Origin of the sequence: Enterococcus sp. DIV0358 (assembly GCF_051713465.1) — a bacterium.
Lineage (GTDB): Bacteria > Bacillota > Bacilli > Lactobacillales > Enterococcaceae > Enterococcus > Enterococcus faecalis.
Map to the genome: position 1 here is coordinate 571262 of NZ_JBIOPX010000001.1, position 14627 is coordinate 585888.

Below are 14627 nucleotides of genomic sequence, written 5' to 3' on the forward strand. Positions count from 1 at the left end.
AAAGGAGGTCTCATAGATGGAACAGCAAGAAAAAAATGAATGGGCACAACAAGAACAAGAAATTCAAGAAGGTTTAAAAGGCAAAAGTTTTTGGTATGCTGATTGGGGCTTTCCCATTTTAGTCGGGATTATGTCAGCGGCAATTTTTGCAGGAACACATATGTATGTAGTTTATGGTGTGGGCGCCTTTAATGAAGTTTCAATTGTTGCGATGCTAAAAGCTGGTTTAGATGGTGGTTCTTATGGCGCTGCCGCAGCATTTGGTGCAAGTTTCCTGTTTGCACGAATTTTAGAAGGTTCTTTAGTCGGGATTTTAGATTTAGGTGGCTCAATTTTAACGGGGATCGGGATTGGCGTACCTGCAATTTTCCTCAGCATGGGTATTAAAGCACCTGTAGAAAACTTTGGCTTAGCACTTTTAACAGGTGCGCTACTAGGGTTAGCAGTTGGTGGCGTAATTGTGTTGATTCGGAAATTTACTATCAATCAAGGAAATTCCACTTTTGGTGCGGATGTGATGATGGGGGCTGGTAATGCCTCAGGACGCTTCTTAGGCCCGTTAATTATTTTGAGTGCGGCGGGTGCTTCGATTCCTATTGGGATTGGTGCTACATTAGGAGCTTTAGGTTTTTACATTTGGAAAAAACCAATCGCTGGGGGCGCAATTTTAGGCGCAATGATTTTTGGTGCAATATTCCCAGTTTCTTTATAATAAGAAAAAGCCTTTTGTTTTGCACTTTCTCTGTCACAAATAAGAATAAGCGTTTACATTATAATGTTACTATGTTATTATAAATGCGAAATAATTATTATTTTTATTAGTTGAACGGAGGAATTAACAAATGAATGGTTTTGTACAGTGGATGGAAGTTAAGTTAATGCCGATTGCGAATAAATTTGGTTCGCAACGCCATATGACAGCGATTAGAAAAGGATTAATTGCAACGATGCCTTTAACAATTGTGGGCTCATTCTTTACAATTTTTCAAAATATTCCAATTGAGGCATACACAAAATTGATTGAACCTTATCAAGCAATTTTAGATATTCCTTCCCGCTATACGATGGGGTTACTTGCACTTTATGCAACATTTGGGATTGCTTCATCATTGGCCAAAAGTTATAAGCTTGACTCTTTGACGTGCGGAATTTTAGCATTAATGGCCTTTTTAGTAACAGCGGCACCACCAACACGTGTCTTTGAAGATGTTGACAACGTCATTACAGCAGGGCGCTATATTAATTTAGCAAATTTAGGTTCAGCTTCTTTATTTGGTGCGATTGTAACAGCGCTGTTATCTGTTGAAATTTATCGCTTCTTTATTGAAAAAGATATTATGATTAAGATGCCAGATGGCGTACCGCCTGAAGTGTCAAATTCATTTATTGCGTTAATTCCAGGAGCAGTTATTCTTTTATTATTCTGGGTTATTCGCCACGTAATTGGTTTTGATTTGAATGGTTTCTTGAGTACGTTATTAATGCCACTTAAAGGTATCCTTGCTGGTAACAGTTTATTTGGCGGCTTACTAACAGTCTTCTTAATCTGTTTCTTCTGGGTTTTAGGGATTCATGGTCCAGCGATTATGGGCCCAGTTATTCGTCCTTTCTGGGATATGTCGATTGCAGAAAACCTTGAAGCTTTTACCAATGGCGCAAACGTTCATCAGTTACCTAATATTTTTACAGAACAGTTTTTACAATGGTTTATCTGGATTGGTGGCGCTGGAACTACGCTTTCTTTAGTTGTTTTAATGATGTTTTCTAAATCAACGTATCTGAAAAGTCTTGGCCGTTTATCGTTCTTACCAGGCTTGTTTAATATTAATGAACCAGTTATTTTCGGAACGCCGATCGTAATGAATCCTATTTTAGGTATTCCGTTTATCGTGGCACCGTTAATTACCACAACGTTATCTTATTTCTTAACAGTCGCTAATATAATTCCGATGATGGCTGCACGCTTAGCGTTTGCAATTCCAGCACCAATTGCTGCTTGGATGAGTACCAATTGGAGTTTCTCGGCCGCAGTATTAGTGATTGTTAACTTCTTAATTACAATGGCTATCTACTATCCATTTTTCAAAGTTTATGAAAAACAACAATTGGATAAAGAAGCAGAAGAATTAGCAGCTGAACAAGCAGCAAAAAATTAAAAAATGTTAGGGCGGGTGTTCTGATATGAATATCCTGCCCCTTCTAAGTCAGAGAAGAAAGTCAGGAGCGTATAAGATGATTATTTGGTTCATTTTCTTTTTTATCGTTAGTCAAATTATTATAGAAAAAGGGCAGTTGCCTACTGTTGTTTATCAATTTGGTTTGGTAAAGACGTTGGTTTTTACGGCAGTTTGTATTACTCTTTCCATGATAATTGGCGGATTTCTAAATCAACCAGTATTGCTCGTTGGCTCTACAACAATCTTGTGTAGCTCGGTGATTGCTTGGAAATTTCGAAATAAATTTGAAAATAGCGGAGTGTGAGAACGAAGATGAAAAGAGCATTAGGTGTATCAGTTTATCCAGATCATAGTGATATCAATCAAGATAAAGCGTATTTAAAAAAAGCCAGCGAATGTGGGTTTACTCGAATTTTTATGAGTATGTTAGAAGTGACCGATGGCAAAGAAGCGGTTCAGAAAAAATTTAAAGAATTAATTAGTTATGCGAAAAATTTAGGATTTGAAACAATTTTAGATGTCGTTCCAAGTATCTTTGATGAATTGGAAATTTCATATGATGATTTGACTTTTTTCAGCGAATTAGGAGCTGATGGGATTCGGTTGGATACAGGGTTTGATGGAAATAAAGAAGCCATGTTGACGTTTAATCCATTCGGCGTGGCTATTGAGTTGAATATGAGTAATGATGTCGCTTATCTTGATAACATTTTGACGTATGAAGCGAATCGACCTTTCTTATATGGTTGTCATAACTTTTATCCACAAGCGGGAACTGCATTGCCGTATGATTTCTTTGAAAAATGTAGCATCCGTTTTAAAAAGGAAGGTATTCGGACAGCTGCTTTTATTTCATCACAGGTAGGTGAAATTGGTCCTTGGGATGTGAATGATGGGCTACCTACTTTAGAAATGCATAGACAGTTGCCAGTCACTGTTCAAGCTAAACATTTATTTGCAACAAATTTAATTGATGATGTTGTTATTGGAAATGCTTATGCTTCCAACGAAGAATTAGAAGCATTGGGTCAGTTGAATCGTTATCAAACAGAATTGACCATTGTTTTTGAAGAAGCGACTTCTGAAATTGAAAAAGAAATCGTAACAAAAAATCAACATTTTCGCCGTGGAGATATCACTCAGCAGATGATTCGTTCCACAGAAGTGCGTAAAAAATATAAAAATGAAGTTAATCCCCCACATGATAATCAAGCAATGCTACAACCTGGAGATGTTGTTGTGGGAAATGATGCATTTGGAAAATACAAAAATGAATTACAAGTCGTTTTAGAACCACATCAAGACTCACGCAAAAACCGAGTAGGGCGTATTATAGAAGAAGAACTTGTATTATTAGAATTCATTAAGCCTTGGACAAAATTTAGATTTATAGAAAAGTAGGGAAGAATATGGACTACGATTTACTTATAAAAAATGGACAGACAGTAGATGGTATGCCTGTTGAAATTGCAATTAAAGAGAAAAAAATAGCTGCTGTTGCAGCAACTATTTCAGGTTCTGCAAAAGAAACTATCCACTTAGAACCAGGTACTTATGTATCCGCAGGCTGGATAGATGATCACGTTCATTGTTTTGAAAAAATGGCTCTTTATTATGATTATCCAGATGAAATTGGGGTCAAAAAGGGTGTTACGACAGTGATTGATGCTGGGACAACAGGTGCTGAAAACATTCATGAATTTTATGACTTAGCGCAGCAAGCAAAAACAAATGTTTTTGGATTAGTCAATATTTCTAAATGGGGCATCGTTGCTCAGGACGAACTCGCAGATTTAAGTAAAGTACAAGCGAGTTTAGTCAAAAAAGCGATTCAAGAATTACCAGATTTTGTTGTAGGGATTAAAGCCCGTATGAGTAGGACCGTTATTGGCGATAACGGCATTACGCCTTTAGAATTGGCCAAACAGATTCAGCAAGAGAACCAAGAAATTCCCTTAATGGTTCACATTGGATCAGCACCGCCTCATTTAGATGAAATTTTAGCCTTGATGGAAAAAGGGGATGTCCTAACCCATTGTTTTAATGGGAAAGAAAATGGTATCTTAGACCAAGCAACGGATAAAATAAAAGATTTCGCTTGGCAAGCGTACAACAAAGGAGTCGTATTTGATATCGGGCATGGTACGGATAGTTTCAATTTTCACGTAGCTGAAACAGCGTTGCGCGAGGGAATGAAAGCTGCATCAATTAGCACAGATATCTACATCCGTAACCGAGAAAATGGTCCTGTTTATGATTTAGCCACAACGATGGAAAAACTCCGTGTGGTCGGCTATGATTGGCCAGAAATTATTGAAAAGGTAACCAAGGCTCCTGCTGAGAATTTCCATTTAACGCAAAAAGGCACGTTGGAAATAGGTAAAGATGCTGATTTAACGATTTTCACGATTCAAGCAGAAGAAAAAACATTGACTGATTCTAATGGATTGACACGAGTAGCCAAAGAGCAAATTCGCCCAATCAAAACAATTATTGGAGGACAAATCTATGACAATTAGTTACGAAAAATTCCACTTAAAAGAAGTCATTAATGCTTCTGGCAAAATGACCATTCTAGGTGTCTCCAAAGTTTCGGAGGCAGTCCTAGCAGCTCAACGATTCGGCGGCGAACATTTCTTTGAAATGAGTGAACTTAGTGTGCAAACAGGGGCCTTTTTAGCTAACTTGTTGAAGGTAGAAGATGCCCAAATCGTTTCCTCGGCTTCGGCGGGGATTGCCCAATCGGTGGCTGCCTTGATTGGAAAAGGCAGCTTGTACCACGCGTATCATCCCTATTCAGAAAAAATTGAACAGCGAGAGATTGTTTTACCTAAAGGGCACAACGTGGACTACGGCACGCCTGTAGAAGTTATGGTAGCGCAAGGCGGCGGCCAAGTGGTGGAAGCTGGCTACGCCAACATGTGTAGTCCAGAACACGTGGAAATGATGATTTCTGAAAAAACAGCGGCCATTCTATACATCAAAAGCCATCATACCGTGCAAAAAAGTATGCTGACGGTGGCCGAAGCGGCTAAAGTGGCGCAACGCCACAAGGTGCCGCTAATTGTTGACGCGGCAGCAGAAGAAGATCTTTTCAAATACACCGAAGCAGGTGCTGATTTGGTGATTTACAGCGGCGCCAAAGCCATTGAAGGGCCAAGTGCTGGTTTAGTGGTCGGGAAAAAAGAATACATTGACTGGGTGCGCCTACAAGGCAAAGGCATTGGTCGAGCAATGAAAATTGGCAAAGACAATATCCTAGGCTTTACGCAAGCAGTGGAAGAATACTTGGCACATGGCAGTGAATCAGGGGCTTCGATGCAAGAGCGCTTAAAACCGTTTGTTGAAGCCATCAACAACTTATCAGATTTAACCGCCAAAATCGTCCAAGATGGCGCCGGACGAGACATTTATCGAGCCAGTGTCAAAGTGGACGGCAGAAAAACCGCCAAGGAAATCATCCAAGCGTTAAAAGCAGAAAGTCCAGCCATTTATACGCGAGAATATCAAGCAAACAATGGCATCATTGAGTTTGACATTCGTTCTGTCAATCAAGAAGAAATGAACAAAATCGTGCAACGATTACAAGAAATTATGGACACAAAGGAGAAATAAGCCATGTCATTAAAACCTAATTATTTAGAAGAACGCATTTGTTTAAACGTCTTAGCCAATTCAGTAGAAAATGCCCAAGCCTGTTATGAAGCAGCAGAAGGGCATGTTGTGTTAGGCGTCCTTTCAAAAAACTATGAAACCGATGAAGCAGCCATTGACGATATGAAAAAATACCAAGCAGCAACCAACAACGCTTTATCTGTCGGCTTGGGGGCTGGCGATCCTAATCAAAGTCAAATGGTGGCTCGCTTATCAGAAGTTCTACAACCGCAACACGTGAACCAAGTCTTCACAGGTGTCGGCGCTTCGCGGGCCTTACTTCGTCAAGACGAAACAGTGATTAATGGCTTGGTTTCACCCACAGGCAAAGTTGGCTATGTCAACATTGCGACAGGTCCGTTAAGCTCTGGTGCGCCAGCGGCGGAAGTACCTATCGAAACCGCCATCAAATTGTTGAAAGACATGGGGGGCAGTTCCATTAAATATTTCCCGATGAAAGGCTTGGCTCACAAAGAAGAATACCAAGCAGTAGCAGCAGCTTGTGCCAAGTATGACTTTTATTTAGAACCAACAGGGGGCATTGATTTAGAAAACTTTGAAGAAATTGTTCAAATTGCGGTGGATGCCGGCGTTAAAAAAATCATTCCTCATGTCTACAGCTCAATTATCGATCAAGAAACAGGGGACACTAGAACAGAAGACGTGAAAACGTTACTAACCATGATGAAAAACACATTGAATAAGTAGGTGGCAAAGATGAAAATTGCTGCGTTTGGTGAAGTCATGCTTCGTTTCACTCCGCCAGAGTATCTAATGTTAGAACAAACAGAGCAGTTAAGAATGAACTTTGTAGGGACTGGCGTAAATCTCTTAGCAAATTTGGCTCATTTTCAACTAGAAACAGCATTGATTACGAAATTACCCGCCAATCGTCTTGGTGAAGCTGGCAAAGCAGCGCTAAGGAAGTTAGGAATTTCAGATCAATGGGTAGGAGAAAAGGGCGATCATATTGGTAGTTTTTTTGCAGAAATGGGTTATGGAATCCGACCCACACAAGTAACTTATCAAAATCGCCATCAGAGTGCTTTTGGCATCAGCGAGGCGAAGGACTACGATTTTGAGGCCTTTTTAGCGGAAGTAGATATGGTGCATATTTGTGGTATTTCGTTAAGTTTAACTGAAAAAACTCGTGATGCTGCTTTGATACTTGCTCAAAAGGCGCATGCCTGTCAAAAGAAAGTTTGTTTTGACTTTAATTATCGACCTAGTTTGAATACAGCAAATAGCGCACTCTTTATGCGTCAACAGTACGAACGCATTTTACCTTATTGTGATATTGTTTTTGGCAGTCGTCGTGATTTGATCGAGCTATTAGGTTTCATTCCGCGAGAAGATTTAGAAGGTGAGGCACAAGAAACTGAACTGATTCAGCGTTTCATGTCTCAATACAATTTGGAATGGTTTGCTGGGACAACGAGAAGTCATTCCAAAAATCAAAACTACTTAAGTGGGTATTTATATACCCAAAATGAGTACCAACAGAGTGAAAAAAGACCGCTTCTTAATCTTGATCGAATTGGTGTTGGTGATGCTTATGCGGCGGGGATTTTATATGGCTATAGCCAAAATTGGTCGTTAGAAAAGGCAGTTACCTTTGCCACAGTCAATGGGGTCCTTGCACATACGATTCAAGGAGATATTCCTTTGACAACGGTCAAACAAGTGAATCACGTTCTTGAGCATCCGAATCTTGATTTAATTCGTTAAAGAAGAAAACCAGAAGAAAAGTCGCGTGTGACTTTTCTTCTGGTCTTTTTTTCATTATAATTAAAAGAAACAGATTGCAAAGGAGGCAGCAGGATGAGTGTTGCACATCTTTTAACAGTTTTAGAAAATGATGAATTTATTGAACGGATTCAAAAACGACCAGAAGCGTTCATTGGAACGACTGGCTTAGTCGGCTTAGAGAATTTACTTGTTCAGACAATTAATGGTTTATTAGAGTTTTTCATTGAAAAGAATCAAGGGAAAATTGCTATACAGTTATCGCGTCAACAAATCTCTTTTCAGGTATCTTCCACACGACCGCTTGTTTTTGAACAAAAGCAAGTCGATTTAGAACCGCCTTTTCTGTATTTATCTGTTTTACAAGCCTTCTCAAAACAAGTAGGAATCAGTATCGATCAAGAAAAACAGCGGACTATTTTTATTTATCATCAAGGGCAATTGAAAAAACGATTATTATTACCTATTGAAGAAACCCAGGAACGAATTGAAGTCTTATTTTGGCCAGATACGCAAATTTTTGGTACAGAATCACTTTCTTATATGCGTGTTTTACAACAATGTCAACAGATTGCCATGTTGAATCCAGGCTTAAAGATTCTCTTAACACAAGAAGAGGAACAAAAAAATCTTTGTTATTACCCTAAAGGTTTAAGTAATTATTTATTTGAAAAAGATAACCCATTAACTAGAAAAGCCGCACCGATTATTCAAGCCAAGCAAACAGAATTGGCCCTTGTTCAATTTATTTTGAGTAAAAATCATGCGCCGCAAGTGCAAAAAACATTTGTTAATGGGCATTATCCCAGTCTTGGTGGAACCCACTATGAGGGCTTTCTTGATGGCGTAGTGGCCGCCTTCAATCAATTTTTAGAGGAGCAACATTACTCATTATCTGTGACAGCAGATAGTTTTTTAGCAGAATTTGATTTTGTTTTAGCCATTACGATACCAAAGCCCCGCTACACTGATGCAACGAAAACCATTTTAAGAAATACAGAGTTATATGAAGTGGTTAAAGAAGTCGTTTTTGACGAATTACAACACTATTTTCAACGTCATCCCAAATGGTTAGAGCAAGGAAGAAGCGAGGGAAATGAATGAAAATTTTTGTCGATGGCGATGGTTCACCTGTGAAAGAGACGGTTATTGAAGTCGCTGTAGAGAAAGCTTTGGATGTGGTGATTGTTACTAGTGTAGATCATTATTCCTTAAAAGATTATCCAGAAAATGTCTCTTTTGTGTATGTTGATAAAGGAGCGGATGCTGCTGATTTTAAAATTGTGCAGTTAATAAAAAAAGGGGATCTTTTAATTACACAAGATTATGGCTTAGCTTCCTTGGTTTTGCCAAAAGGAGTGTCAGTTTTACATCAACTAGGTTATCAATATACGAAAGAAAATATTGATGGCTTGTTAGAACAACGCTATTTTAGTGGCCAAATTCGGCGAAAAGGTGGCCGAACGAAAGGACCTAAACCTTTTACAGACCAAGATAGAACAACGTTTAAACAAGCCCTTATTGAGCTGGTGGAACGGAGTCTTTAGCAAGGAAAAGGCAAGCAAAGAATTTTTCCTTCACTAAATTTGCTTCTATTATGAAACTGGGTTTTATGCTAAAATAAGTAAGGATAATTTGAAAAATAATTTTTTCTAAAAGACAGGAAAGAAACTAGGAGGACAAGCATTTGAAGATTATTTTGTTGTATGGCGGCAGAAGTGAAGAGCACGATGTGTCTGTTTTGTCTGCATATTCCGTTTTAAATGCAATCTATTATAAATATTATCAAGTACAGTTAGTCTTTATTAGTAAAGACGGTCAATGGGTAAAAGGCCCTCTTTTATCTGAACGACCACAAAATAAAGAAGTTTTACATTTAACTTGGGCACAAACACCTGAAGAAACAGGCGAATTTTCAGGAAAACGAATCAGTCCTTCGGAAATTTATGAAGAAGAAGCGATTGTTTTCCCTGTTTTACATGGGCCAAATGGTGAAGATGGAACAATTCAAGGATTCATGGAAACCATTAATATGCCTTATGTAGGCGCGGGTGTCTTAGCTAGTGCTAACGCAATGGACAAAATCATGACGAAATATCTTTTACAAACTGTTGGCATTCCACAAGTACCATTCGTGCCAGTTTTAAGAAGTGACTGGAAAGGAAATCCAAAAGAAGTCTTTGAAAAATGTGAAGGTTCTTTAATTTATCCGGTCTTTGTTAAACCTGCCAATATGGGTTCTAGTGTCGGAATTAGCAAAGTGGAAAATCGTGAAGAATTGCAAGAAGCATTGGAAGAAGCTTTCCGTTATGATGCCCGAGCAATTGTTGAACAAGGGATCGAAGCACGTGAAATTGAAGTAGCCATTTTAGGAAATGAAGATGTCCGTACGACTTTACCTGGTGAAGTGGTGAAAGATGTCGCTTTCTATGATTATGATGCAAAATACATCAATAACACGATTGAAATGCAAATCCCAGCGCATGTTCCAGAAGAAGTAGCTCATCAAGCGCAAGAATACGCTAAAAAAGCGTATATTATGTTAGATGGAAGTGGCTTAAGTCGCTGTGATTTCTTCTTAACAAGCAAAAACGAATTATTCCTGAATGAATTGAACACCATGCCTGGTTTTACTGACTTTAGTATGTATCCTTTACTGTGGGAAAATATGGGCTTGAAATACAGTGATTTAATTGAGGAACTGATTCAGTTAGCTTTGAATCGTTTTAAACAACGCCAAGAATTTTATAATAACTAAGAAGAAAAAATCACACAAGACTGGGACATGACAAGACTTTGGCATGTCCCAGTCCCTGTGTCAGAGGAGCAAAACATAATGAAATTAACCTTCTGGGAAGTAGCGCAAGCGGTTGAAGCCAGTAATGATTGGCAACAATGGCCTGATTTTCCTTTAACAGGCATTGAATTTGATAGTCGTAAAATTGTGAAAGGAAATCTCTTTGTTCCTTTACAAGGTGAAAATGATGGTCATCGTTTTATTGAGAGTGCCATGGCTAATGGCTGTCAGGCCGCTTTTTGGGGACAGGATTTAGTCGATGCGCCGCAACAATTGCCTGTTTTGCATGTTACTGATCCACTGGTTGCTATGCAAAAATTAGCTACCTATTATTTAAATAAAATGCAACCGAATGTCATCGCTGTGACTGGCAGTAATGGAAAAACTACCACTAAAGATTTAATTGCTGCTGTGTTATCTGAAAAGTTTGTGACTTACAAAACGCAAGGCAATTACAATAATCAAATTGGCTTACCCTATACTATTTTACACATGCCTGATGAAACAGAAAAACTGATTTTAGAAATGGGCATGGATCATGCTCAGGAAATTTCTTTCCTTTCCAATCTGGCTCAGCCAGAAGTTGCTGCCATCACAATGATTGGCGAAGCCCATGTGGAAAATTTAGGCTCACGAGCAGGCATTGCACAAGCAAAAATGGAAATCGTAGATGGTTTAGCCAAAGACGGTAGTTTATTTGTGCCAAGCGATGAACCTTTGCTAGAACCATTGGTGGAAAAAGTCACGCAACAAGTGATTACTTTTGGTTTTAGCCAGGAAAGTCAACTTCAAGGAATCGTCACAAATGAAGCCAAAGAGCAAACCTCATTCAAAATCAGTGATACACAAATGACGTTTACGATTCCAGTGCCAGGAACCTATAATGTCACCAATGCATTAATCGCAATTGGCATTGGTCGTTATTTCCAATTAACGGATAGTGAGATTCAAAAAGGATTGGCTACAGCGGAACTAACAAAGAATCGGACAGAATGGCTGAAAGCAGCGAATGGTGCCGAAATTTTAAGTGATGTGTACAATGCCAATCCGACAGCTATGGGTCTTGTTCTGGACAGTTTTAGCAAAATGTCCAAAGTAGGAAAACGAATTGCTGTTTTAGGAGACATGCTGGAATTAGGTCCTGATTCTGCTGCCATGCATCAAGCAATGGCGCAGCATTTAGCCCCAGATGCGATTGAAGAAGTCTTTTTATATGGTTCTGAAATGGCTTATTTAGCTGATAAATTGCAAGAAACCTATGCACCAGCTAACATTCATTCTTTTAAAAAAGAAGAAAAAAATGAGTTGATTGAAGCTGTCAAAAAAGTCTTACAGCCAGAAGACATGGTGGTTTTAAAGGGAAGTAACGGGATGGGACTTCGTGAAGTCATCGATGCACTTTTGGAAAAGTAAATAAGTTTCATAAAACTTGCTGAAAATGGGATTCTATGATAGAATGACCTATTGCCGGAAGATGACGAGAAAAATTGAATCGTAGTAAATAAAATAGATCTATTTCTATGTTTAATAATAAATGTGAAGCTGAACGACCACGTTTGGCTTTTCTAATGCCATAAGGTGAATTTTTCGGTGAAATCAGGAAAGAAGAAATAGTTGGCACACTATAATGGATTTCTTTTTAACAACTGAAAGTGAAGACACCTGAAACTAGGAAGAAATCGTTCTTTCCGAAACAAAATCTAGGAGGATATCATTTGAAATTTAAAGAACTTGGTTTAGCGCCAGAATTATTATCAGCGGTAGAACGCGCAGGCTTCGAGGAAGCAACCCCTATTCAATCAGAAACAATTCCGTTAGCGTTAGCAGGAAAAGACGTAATCGGACAAGCACAAACAGGAACAGGGAAAACCGCTGCTTTTGGCTTACCAATGCTTAACAAAATTGACGCAGACAATCGCGTTATTCAAGGATTAGTCATTGCACCAACCCGTGAGTTGGCTATCCAAACACAAGAAGAGTTATTCCGTTTAGGCCGCGATAAAAAGATTCGCGTCCAAGCCGTTTACGGTGGGGCTGATATCGGTCGCCAAATCCGTGGACTAAAAGATCGTCCACATATCGTTGTAGGTACACCAGGACGTTTACTAGATCATATTAATCGTCGTACCTTGAAATTAGAAACTGTTGAAACATTAGTTTTAGACGAAGCAGATGAAATGTTAAACATGGGCTTCTTGGAAGACATTGAAAAAATCATCTCACAAGTGCCAGAACAACGTCAAACACTTCTATTTTCAGCAACTATGCCGCCAGCAATCAAGAATATTGGCGTGAAATTCATGAAACAACCAGAACATGTGAAGATTAAAGCCAAAGAAATGACGGCTGATTTAATTGATCAATATTATGTACGTTCAAAAGACTTTGAAAAATTTGACATTATGACACGTTTACTAGACGTGCAAACCCCAGAATTGACCATTGTCTTTGGTCGGACAAAACGCCGTGTTGATGAACTTGCCCGCGGGTTAGAAGCGCGTGGTTACAAAGCAGAAGGCATCCATGGCGACCTATCACAACAAAAACGGATGAGCGTTTTACGTTCATTCAAAAATGGTAACTTAGATATCTTAGTGGCAACAGATGTAGCAGCACGTGGGTTAGATATTTCAGGTGTCACCCATGTCTATAACTACGATATTCCACAAGATCCAGAAAGTTATGTTCACCGTATTGGTCGGACAGGTCGTGCTGGTAAAGGTGGTATGTCTGTGACGTTTGTAACACCAAACGAAATGGGTTACTTACATGTCATCGAAAACCTAACGAAAAAACGGATGACACCATTACGTCCACCAACCGAAAAAGAAGCATTTAAAGGACAATTAAGTGCAGCTGTTGAAACCATCGAAAGTGATCTAGAAGAAAATGGTTTAGACAAATATCTAGAATCTGCTGAAGCGTTATTAGAAAAATATTCAGCGACAGACTTAGCTGCGTTATTATTAAAAACAGTAGCGAAAGATCCAGCAGATGCGGTTCCTGTAAAAATTACCCCAGAACGACCATTGCCTTCAAATAAAAAAGGCTTTAACAAAAATGGCCGTGGTGGTGGCGGTGGGAACAACCGTAATCGCAACCGTGGTGGCAATGGTAAAGGTGGCAGCTATCGTGGCAACAAAAACCATAAAGATGGCGACCGTAATTACAAAAATAGCGAGCGCAAAAATAAAGATCAACGTGGCGGCAAACGTCATAACGATAAAAAACGTGGTTTCGTCATTCGCGAAAACGCCAAATAATCAAAAGAGCGAGTGTTCCGTCTATGAACGGAATACTCGCTCTTTTTTGGTAGATAATCGTTAAATAGAAAAACTCAAAAAAAGTAAAAAAGGCATCAAAATGATATAGAAAAAGAAAAACGCCAAAATCATCCAAATTTTCAACGAAGAAGATTGATTGAAGAGTTTCAGTTTTTGTTGTAGCAAATGAATGGTCACGATCCACACCAGTTGCAAGAGAAAAAATAGGCTGGGATTTTTAAAGAAGATTGGAAATATGTAGAGCAACAAAGTAAAAATAAACAGGGCGCAACGAAGTAACTTTTTTTGCCGAGAAGTTAAAGTCATACGTTTTTCTCCTTTTTCTTTTTATTCTCCCATAAGTAGCCAAAATTTGCTATAAAATATCAGAACATCCGCTTAGTTTCCTGATTTTTTTCCGATACTTCTTAGTTGTTGTCTTACTTTTATAAAAATTCAGAAAAATTTTATAAAAATGTAAATAGGAAGAAAACGTATGGTACTTCAATTTGTGTGAGGATCTTGTAAAACATTCTTTATTTTTTTAGCGAATCAGTGGAAAAATTTTGAAATTTTGTTAAAATGAAAGGTAATTCGGAGTAACTATATTAAATAGGAAGTAAGGCGGAAAATGATAAAGGGAATTGGTATTGACGCAGTAGAATTAAGTCGGATAAAACCGATTGTTGAAAAACAAGGATCGTTTATTCAACGGGTTTTAACACCTAACGAATTGACCCTTTTTGAAAAGTTATCTACAAAACGTCAAATAGAATTTTTAGCTGGTCGTTTTGCTTGTAAAGAAGCGTTTTCTAAAGCATGGGGCACAGGGATTGGTAAAGTTGGTTTACAAGATATTGAGGTGCTGACTGAAAAGACAGGTGCACCGTACGTAGCAAATTCGCCCCATAATGGTAAAGTGTTTGTCTCGATTACGCACACAGATACTATGGCGATTGCACAAATTGTTTTAGAAAGCGAATAACAGAA

At 38.7% G+C, this 14627-nt stretch carries 14 protein-coding genes; all 14 read left to right on the forward strand.

Annotation, left to right across the window (positions count from 1 at the left end):
• Positions 1 to 16 precede the first annotated feature (16 nt).
• The 14 genes from IGK70_RS02840 (at position 17) to acpS (ending at position 14622) form a co-directional block, all read left to right on the forward strand.
• A complete protein-coding gene (locus IGK70_RS02840; protein ID WP_002361314.1) occupies positions 17 to 712 on the forward strand; it encodes a DUF4310 family protein in 696 nt (231 codons plus the stop codon).
• 130 nt (positions 713 to 842) lie between these two features.
• Positions 843 to 2156 carry a PTS sugar transporter subunit IIC gene (locus IGK70_RS02845; RefSeq protein ID WP_002358780.1) on the forward strand — a complete coding sequence of 438 codons (1314 nt, stop codon included), beginning with the start codon at positions 843 to 845 and terminating at the stop codon, positions 2154 to 2156.
• A 25-nt stretch (positions 2157 to 2181) separates the two neighbouring features.
• On the forward strand, positions 2182 to 2481 hold the full coding sequence (locus tag IGK70_RS02850) for a hypothetical protein (protein ID WP_002363233.1): 300 nt from the start codon (positions 2182 to 2184) through the stop codon (positions 2479 to 2481).
• Between the two features lie 8 nt (positions 2482 to 2489).
• A complete protein-coding gene (locus IGK70_RS02855) occupies positions 2490 to 3578 on the forward strand; it encodes a DUF871 domain-containing protein (RefSeq protein ID WP_002379152.1) in 1089 nt (362 codons plus the stop codon).
• 8 nt (positions 3579 to 3586) lie between these two features.
• On the forward strand, positions 3587 to 4696 hold the full coding sequence (locus IGK70_RS02860; RefSeq protein WP_002381282.1) for an amidohydrolase/deacetylase family metallohydrolase: 1110 nt from the start codon (positions 3587 to 3589) through the stop codon (positions 4694 to 4696).
• On the forward strand, positions 4686 to 5792 hold the full coding sequence (locus tag IGK70_RS02865; protein ID WP_113793652.1) for a DgaE family pyridoxal phosphate-dependent ammonia lyase: 1107 nt from the start codon (positions 4686 to 4688) through the stop codon (positions 5790 to 5792). Before IGK70_RS02860 ends, IGK70_RS02865 begins: the two co-directional genes overlap by 11 nt.
• 3 nt (positions 5793 to 5795) lie before the next feature.
• A complete protein-coding gene (dagF, locus tag IGK70_RS02870) occupies positions 5796 to 6539 on the forward strand; it encodes a 2-dehydro-3-deoxy-phosphogluconate aldolase (protein ID WP_002361094.1) in 744 nt (247 codons plus the stop codon).
• Positions 6540 to 6548: 9 nt separating this feature from the next.
• Positions 6549 to 7559 (forward strand): sugar kinase, encoded by a 1011-nt coding sequence (locus tag IGK70_RS02875; protein WP_220421718.1) that lies wholly within the window; start codon positions 6549 to 6551, stop codon positions 7557 to 7559.
• Positions 7560 to 7652: 93 nt separating this feature from the next.
• Positions 7653 to 8681 (forward strand): hypothetical protein, encoded by a 1029-nt coding sequence (locus IGK70_RS02880; protein WP_002355719.1) that lies wholly within the window; start codon positions 7653 to 7655, stop codon positions 8679 to 8681.
• Entirely contained in the window at positions 8678 to 9124 is a 447-nt protein-coding gene (locus IGK70_RS02885) for a YaiI/YqxD family protein (protein WP_002358788.1), read from the forward strand. The genes IGK70_RS02880 and IGK70_RS02885 overlap by 4 nt, the downstream gene beginning before the upstream one ends.
• A gap of 140 nt (positions 9125 to 9264) precedes the next feature.
• Entirely contained in the window at positions 9265 to 10335 is a 1071-nt protein-coding gene (locus IGK70_RS02890; protein ID WP_002379157.1) for a D-alanine--D-alanine ligase, read from the forward strand.
• Between the two features lie 78 nt (positions 10336 to 10413).
• Positions 10414 to 11787 (forward strand): UDP-N-acetylmuramoyl-tripeptide--D-alanyl-D-alanine ligase, encoded by a 1374-nt coding sequence (locus IGK70_RS02895; protein WP_002355722.1) that lies wholly within the window; start codon positions 10414 to 10416, stop codon positions 11785 to 11787.
• A gap of 302 nt (positions 11788 to 12089) precedes the next feature.
• Positions 12090 to 13637 carry a degradosome RNA helicase CshA gene (gene cshA, locus IGK70_RS02900; protein WP_162783048.1) on the forward strand — a complete coding sequence of 516 codons (1548 nt, stop codon included), beginning with the start codon at positions 12090 to 12092 and terminating at the stop codon, positions 13635 to 13637.
• A gap of 631 nt (positions 13638 to 14268) precedes the next feature.
• Positions 14269 to 14622 (forward strand): holo-ACP synthase, encoded by a 354-nt coding sequence (gene acpS, locus IGK70_RS02905; RefSeq protein WP_002355727.1) that lies wholly within the window; start codon positions 14269 to 14271, stop codon positions 14620 to 14622.
• Positions 14623 to 14627: the final 5 nt, after the last annotated feature.

Excerpts from the sequence above, each read along its gene's own strand:
- IGK70_RS02840 (WP_002361314.1), top strand. The coding sequence starts at position 17 with ATGGAACAGCAAGAAAAAAATGAATGGGCACAACAAGAACAAGAAATT.
- IGK70_RS02845 (WP_002358780.1), top strand. The coding sequence starts at position 843 with ATGAATGGTTTTGTACAGTGGATGGAAGTTAAGTTAATGCCGATTGCG.
- IGK70_RS02850 (WP_002363233.1), top strand. The coding sequence starts at position 2,182 with ATGAATATCCTGCCCCTTCTAAGTCAGAGAAGAAAGTCAGGAGCGTAT.
- IGK70_RS02855 (WP_002379152.1), top strand. The coding sequence starts at position 2,490 with ATGAAAAGAGCATTAGGTGTATCAGTTTATCCAGATCATAGTGATATC.
- IGK70_RS02860 (WP_002381282.1), top strand. The coding sequence starts at position 3,587 with ATGGACTACGATTTACTTATAAAAAATGGACAGACAGTAGATGGTATG.
- IGK70_RS02865 (WP_113793652.1), top strand. The coding sequence starts at position 4,686 with ATGACAATTAGTTACGAAAAATTCCACTTAAAAGAAGTCATTAATGCT.
- dagF (WP_002361094.1), top strand. The coding sequence starts at position 5,796 with ATGTCATTAAAACCTAATTATTTAGAAGAACGCATTTGTTTAAACGTC.
- IGK70_RS02875 (WP_220421718.1), top strand. The coding sequence starts at position 6,549 with ATGAAAATTGCTGCGTTTGGTGAAGTCATGCTTCGTTTCACTCCGCCA.
- IGK70_RS02880 (WP_002355719.1), top strand. The coding sequence starts at position 7,653 with ATGAGTGTTGCACATCTTTTAACAGTTTTAGAAAATGATGAATTTATT.
- IGK70_RS02885 (WP_002358788.1), top strand. The coding sequence starts at position 8,678 with ATGAAAATTTTTGTCGATGGCGATGGTTCACCTGTGAAAGAGACGGTT.
- IGK70_RS02895 (WP_002355722.1), top strand. The coding sequence starts at position 10,414 with ATGAAATTAACCTTCTGGGAAGTAGCGCAAGCGGTTGAAGCCAGTAAT.
- acpS (WP_002355727.1), top strand. The coding sequence starts at position 14,269 with ATGATAAAGGGAATTGGTATTGACGCAGTAGAATTAAGTCGGATAAAA.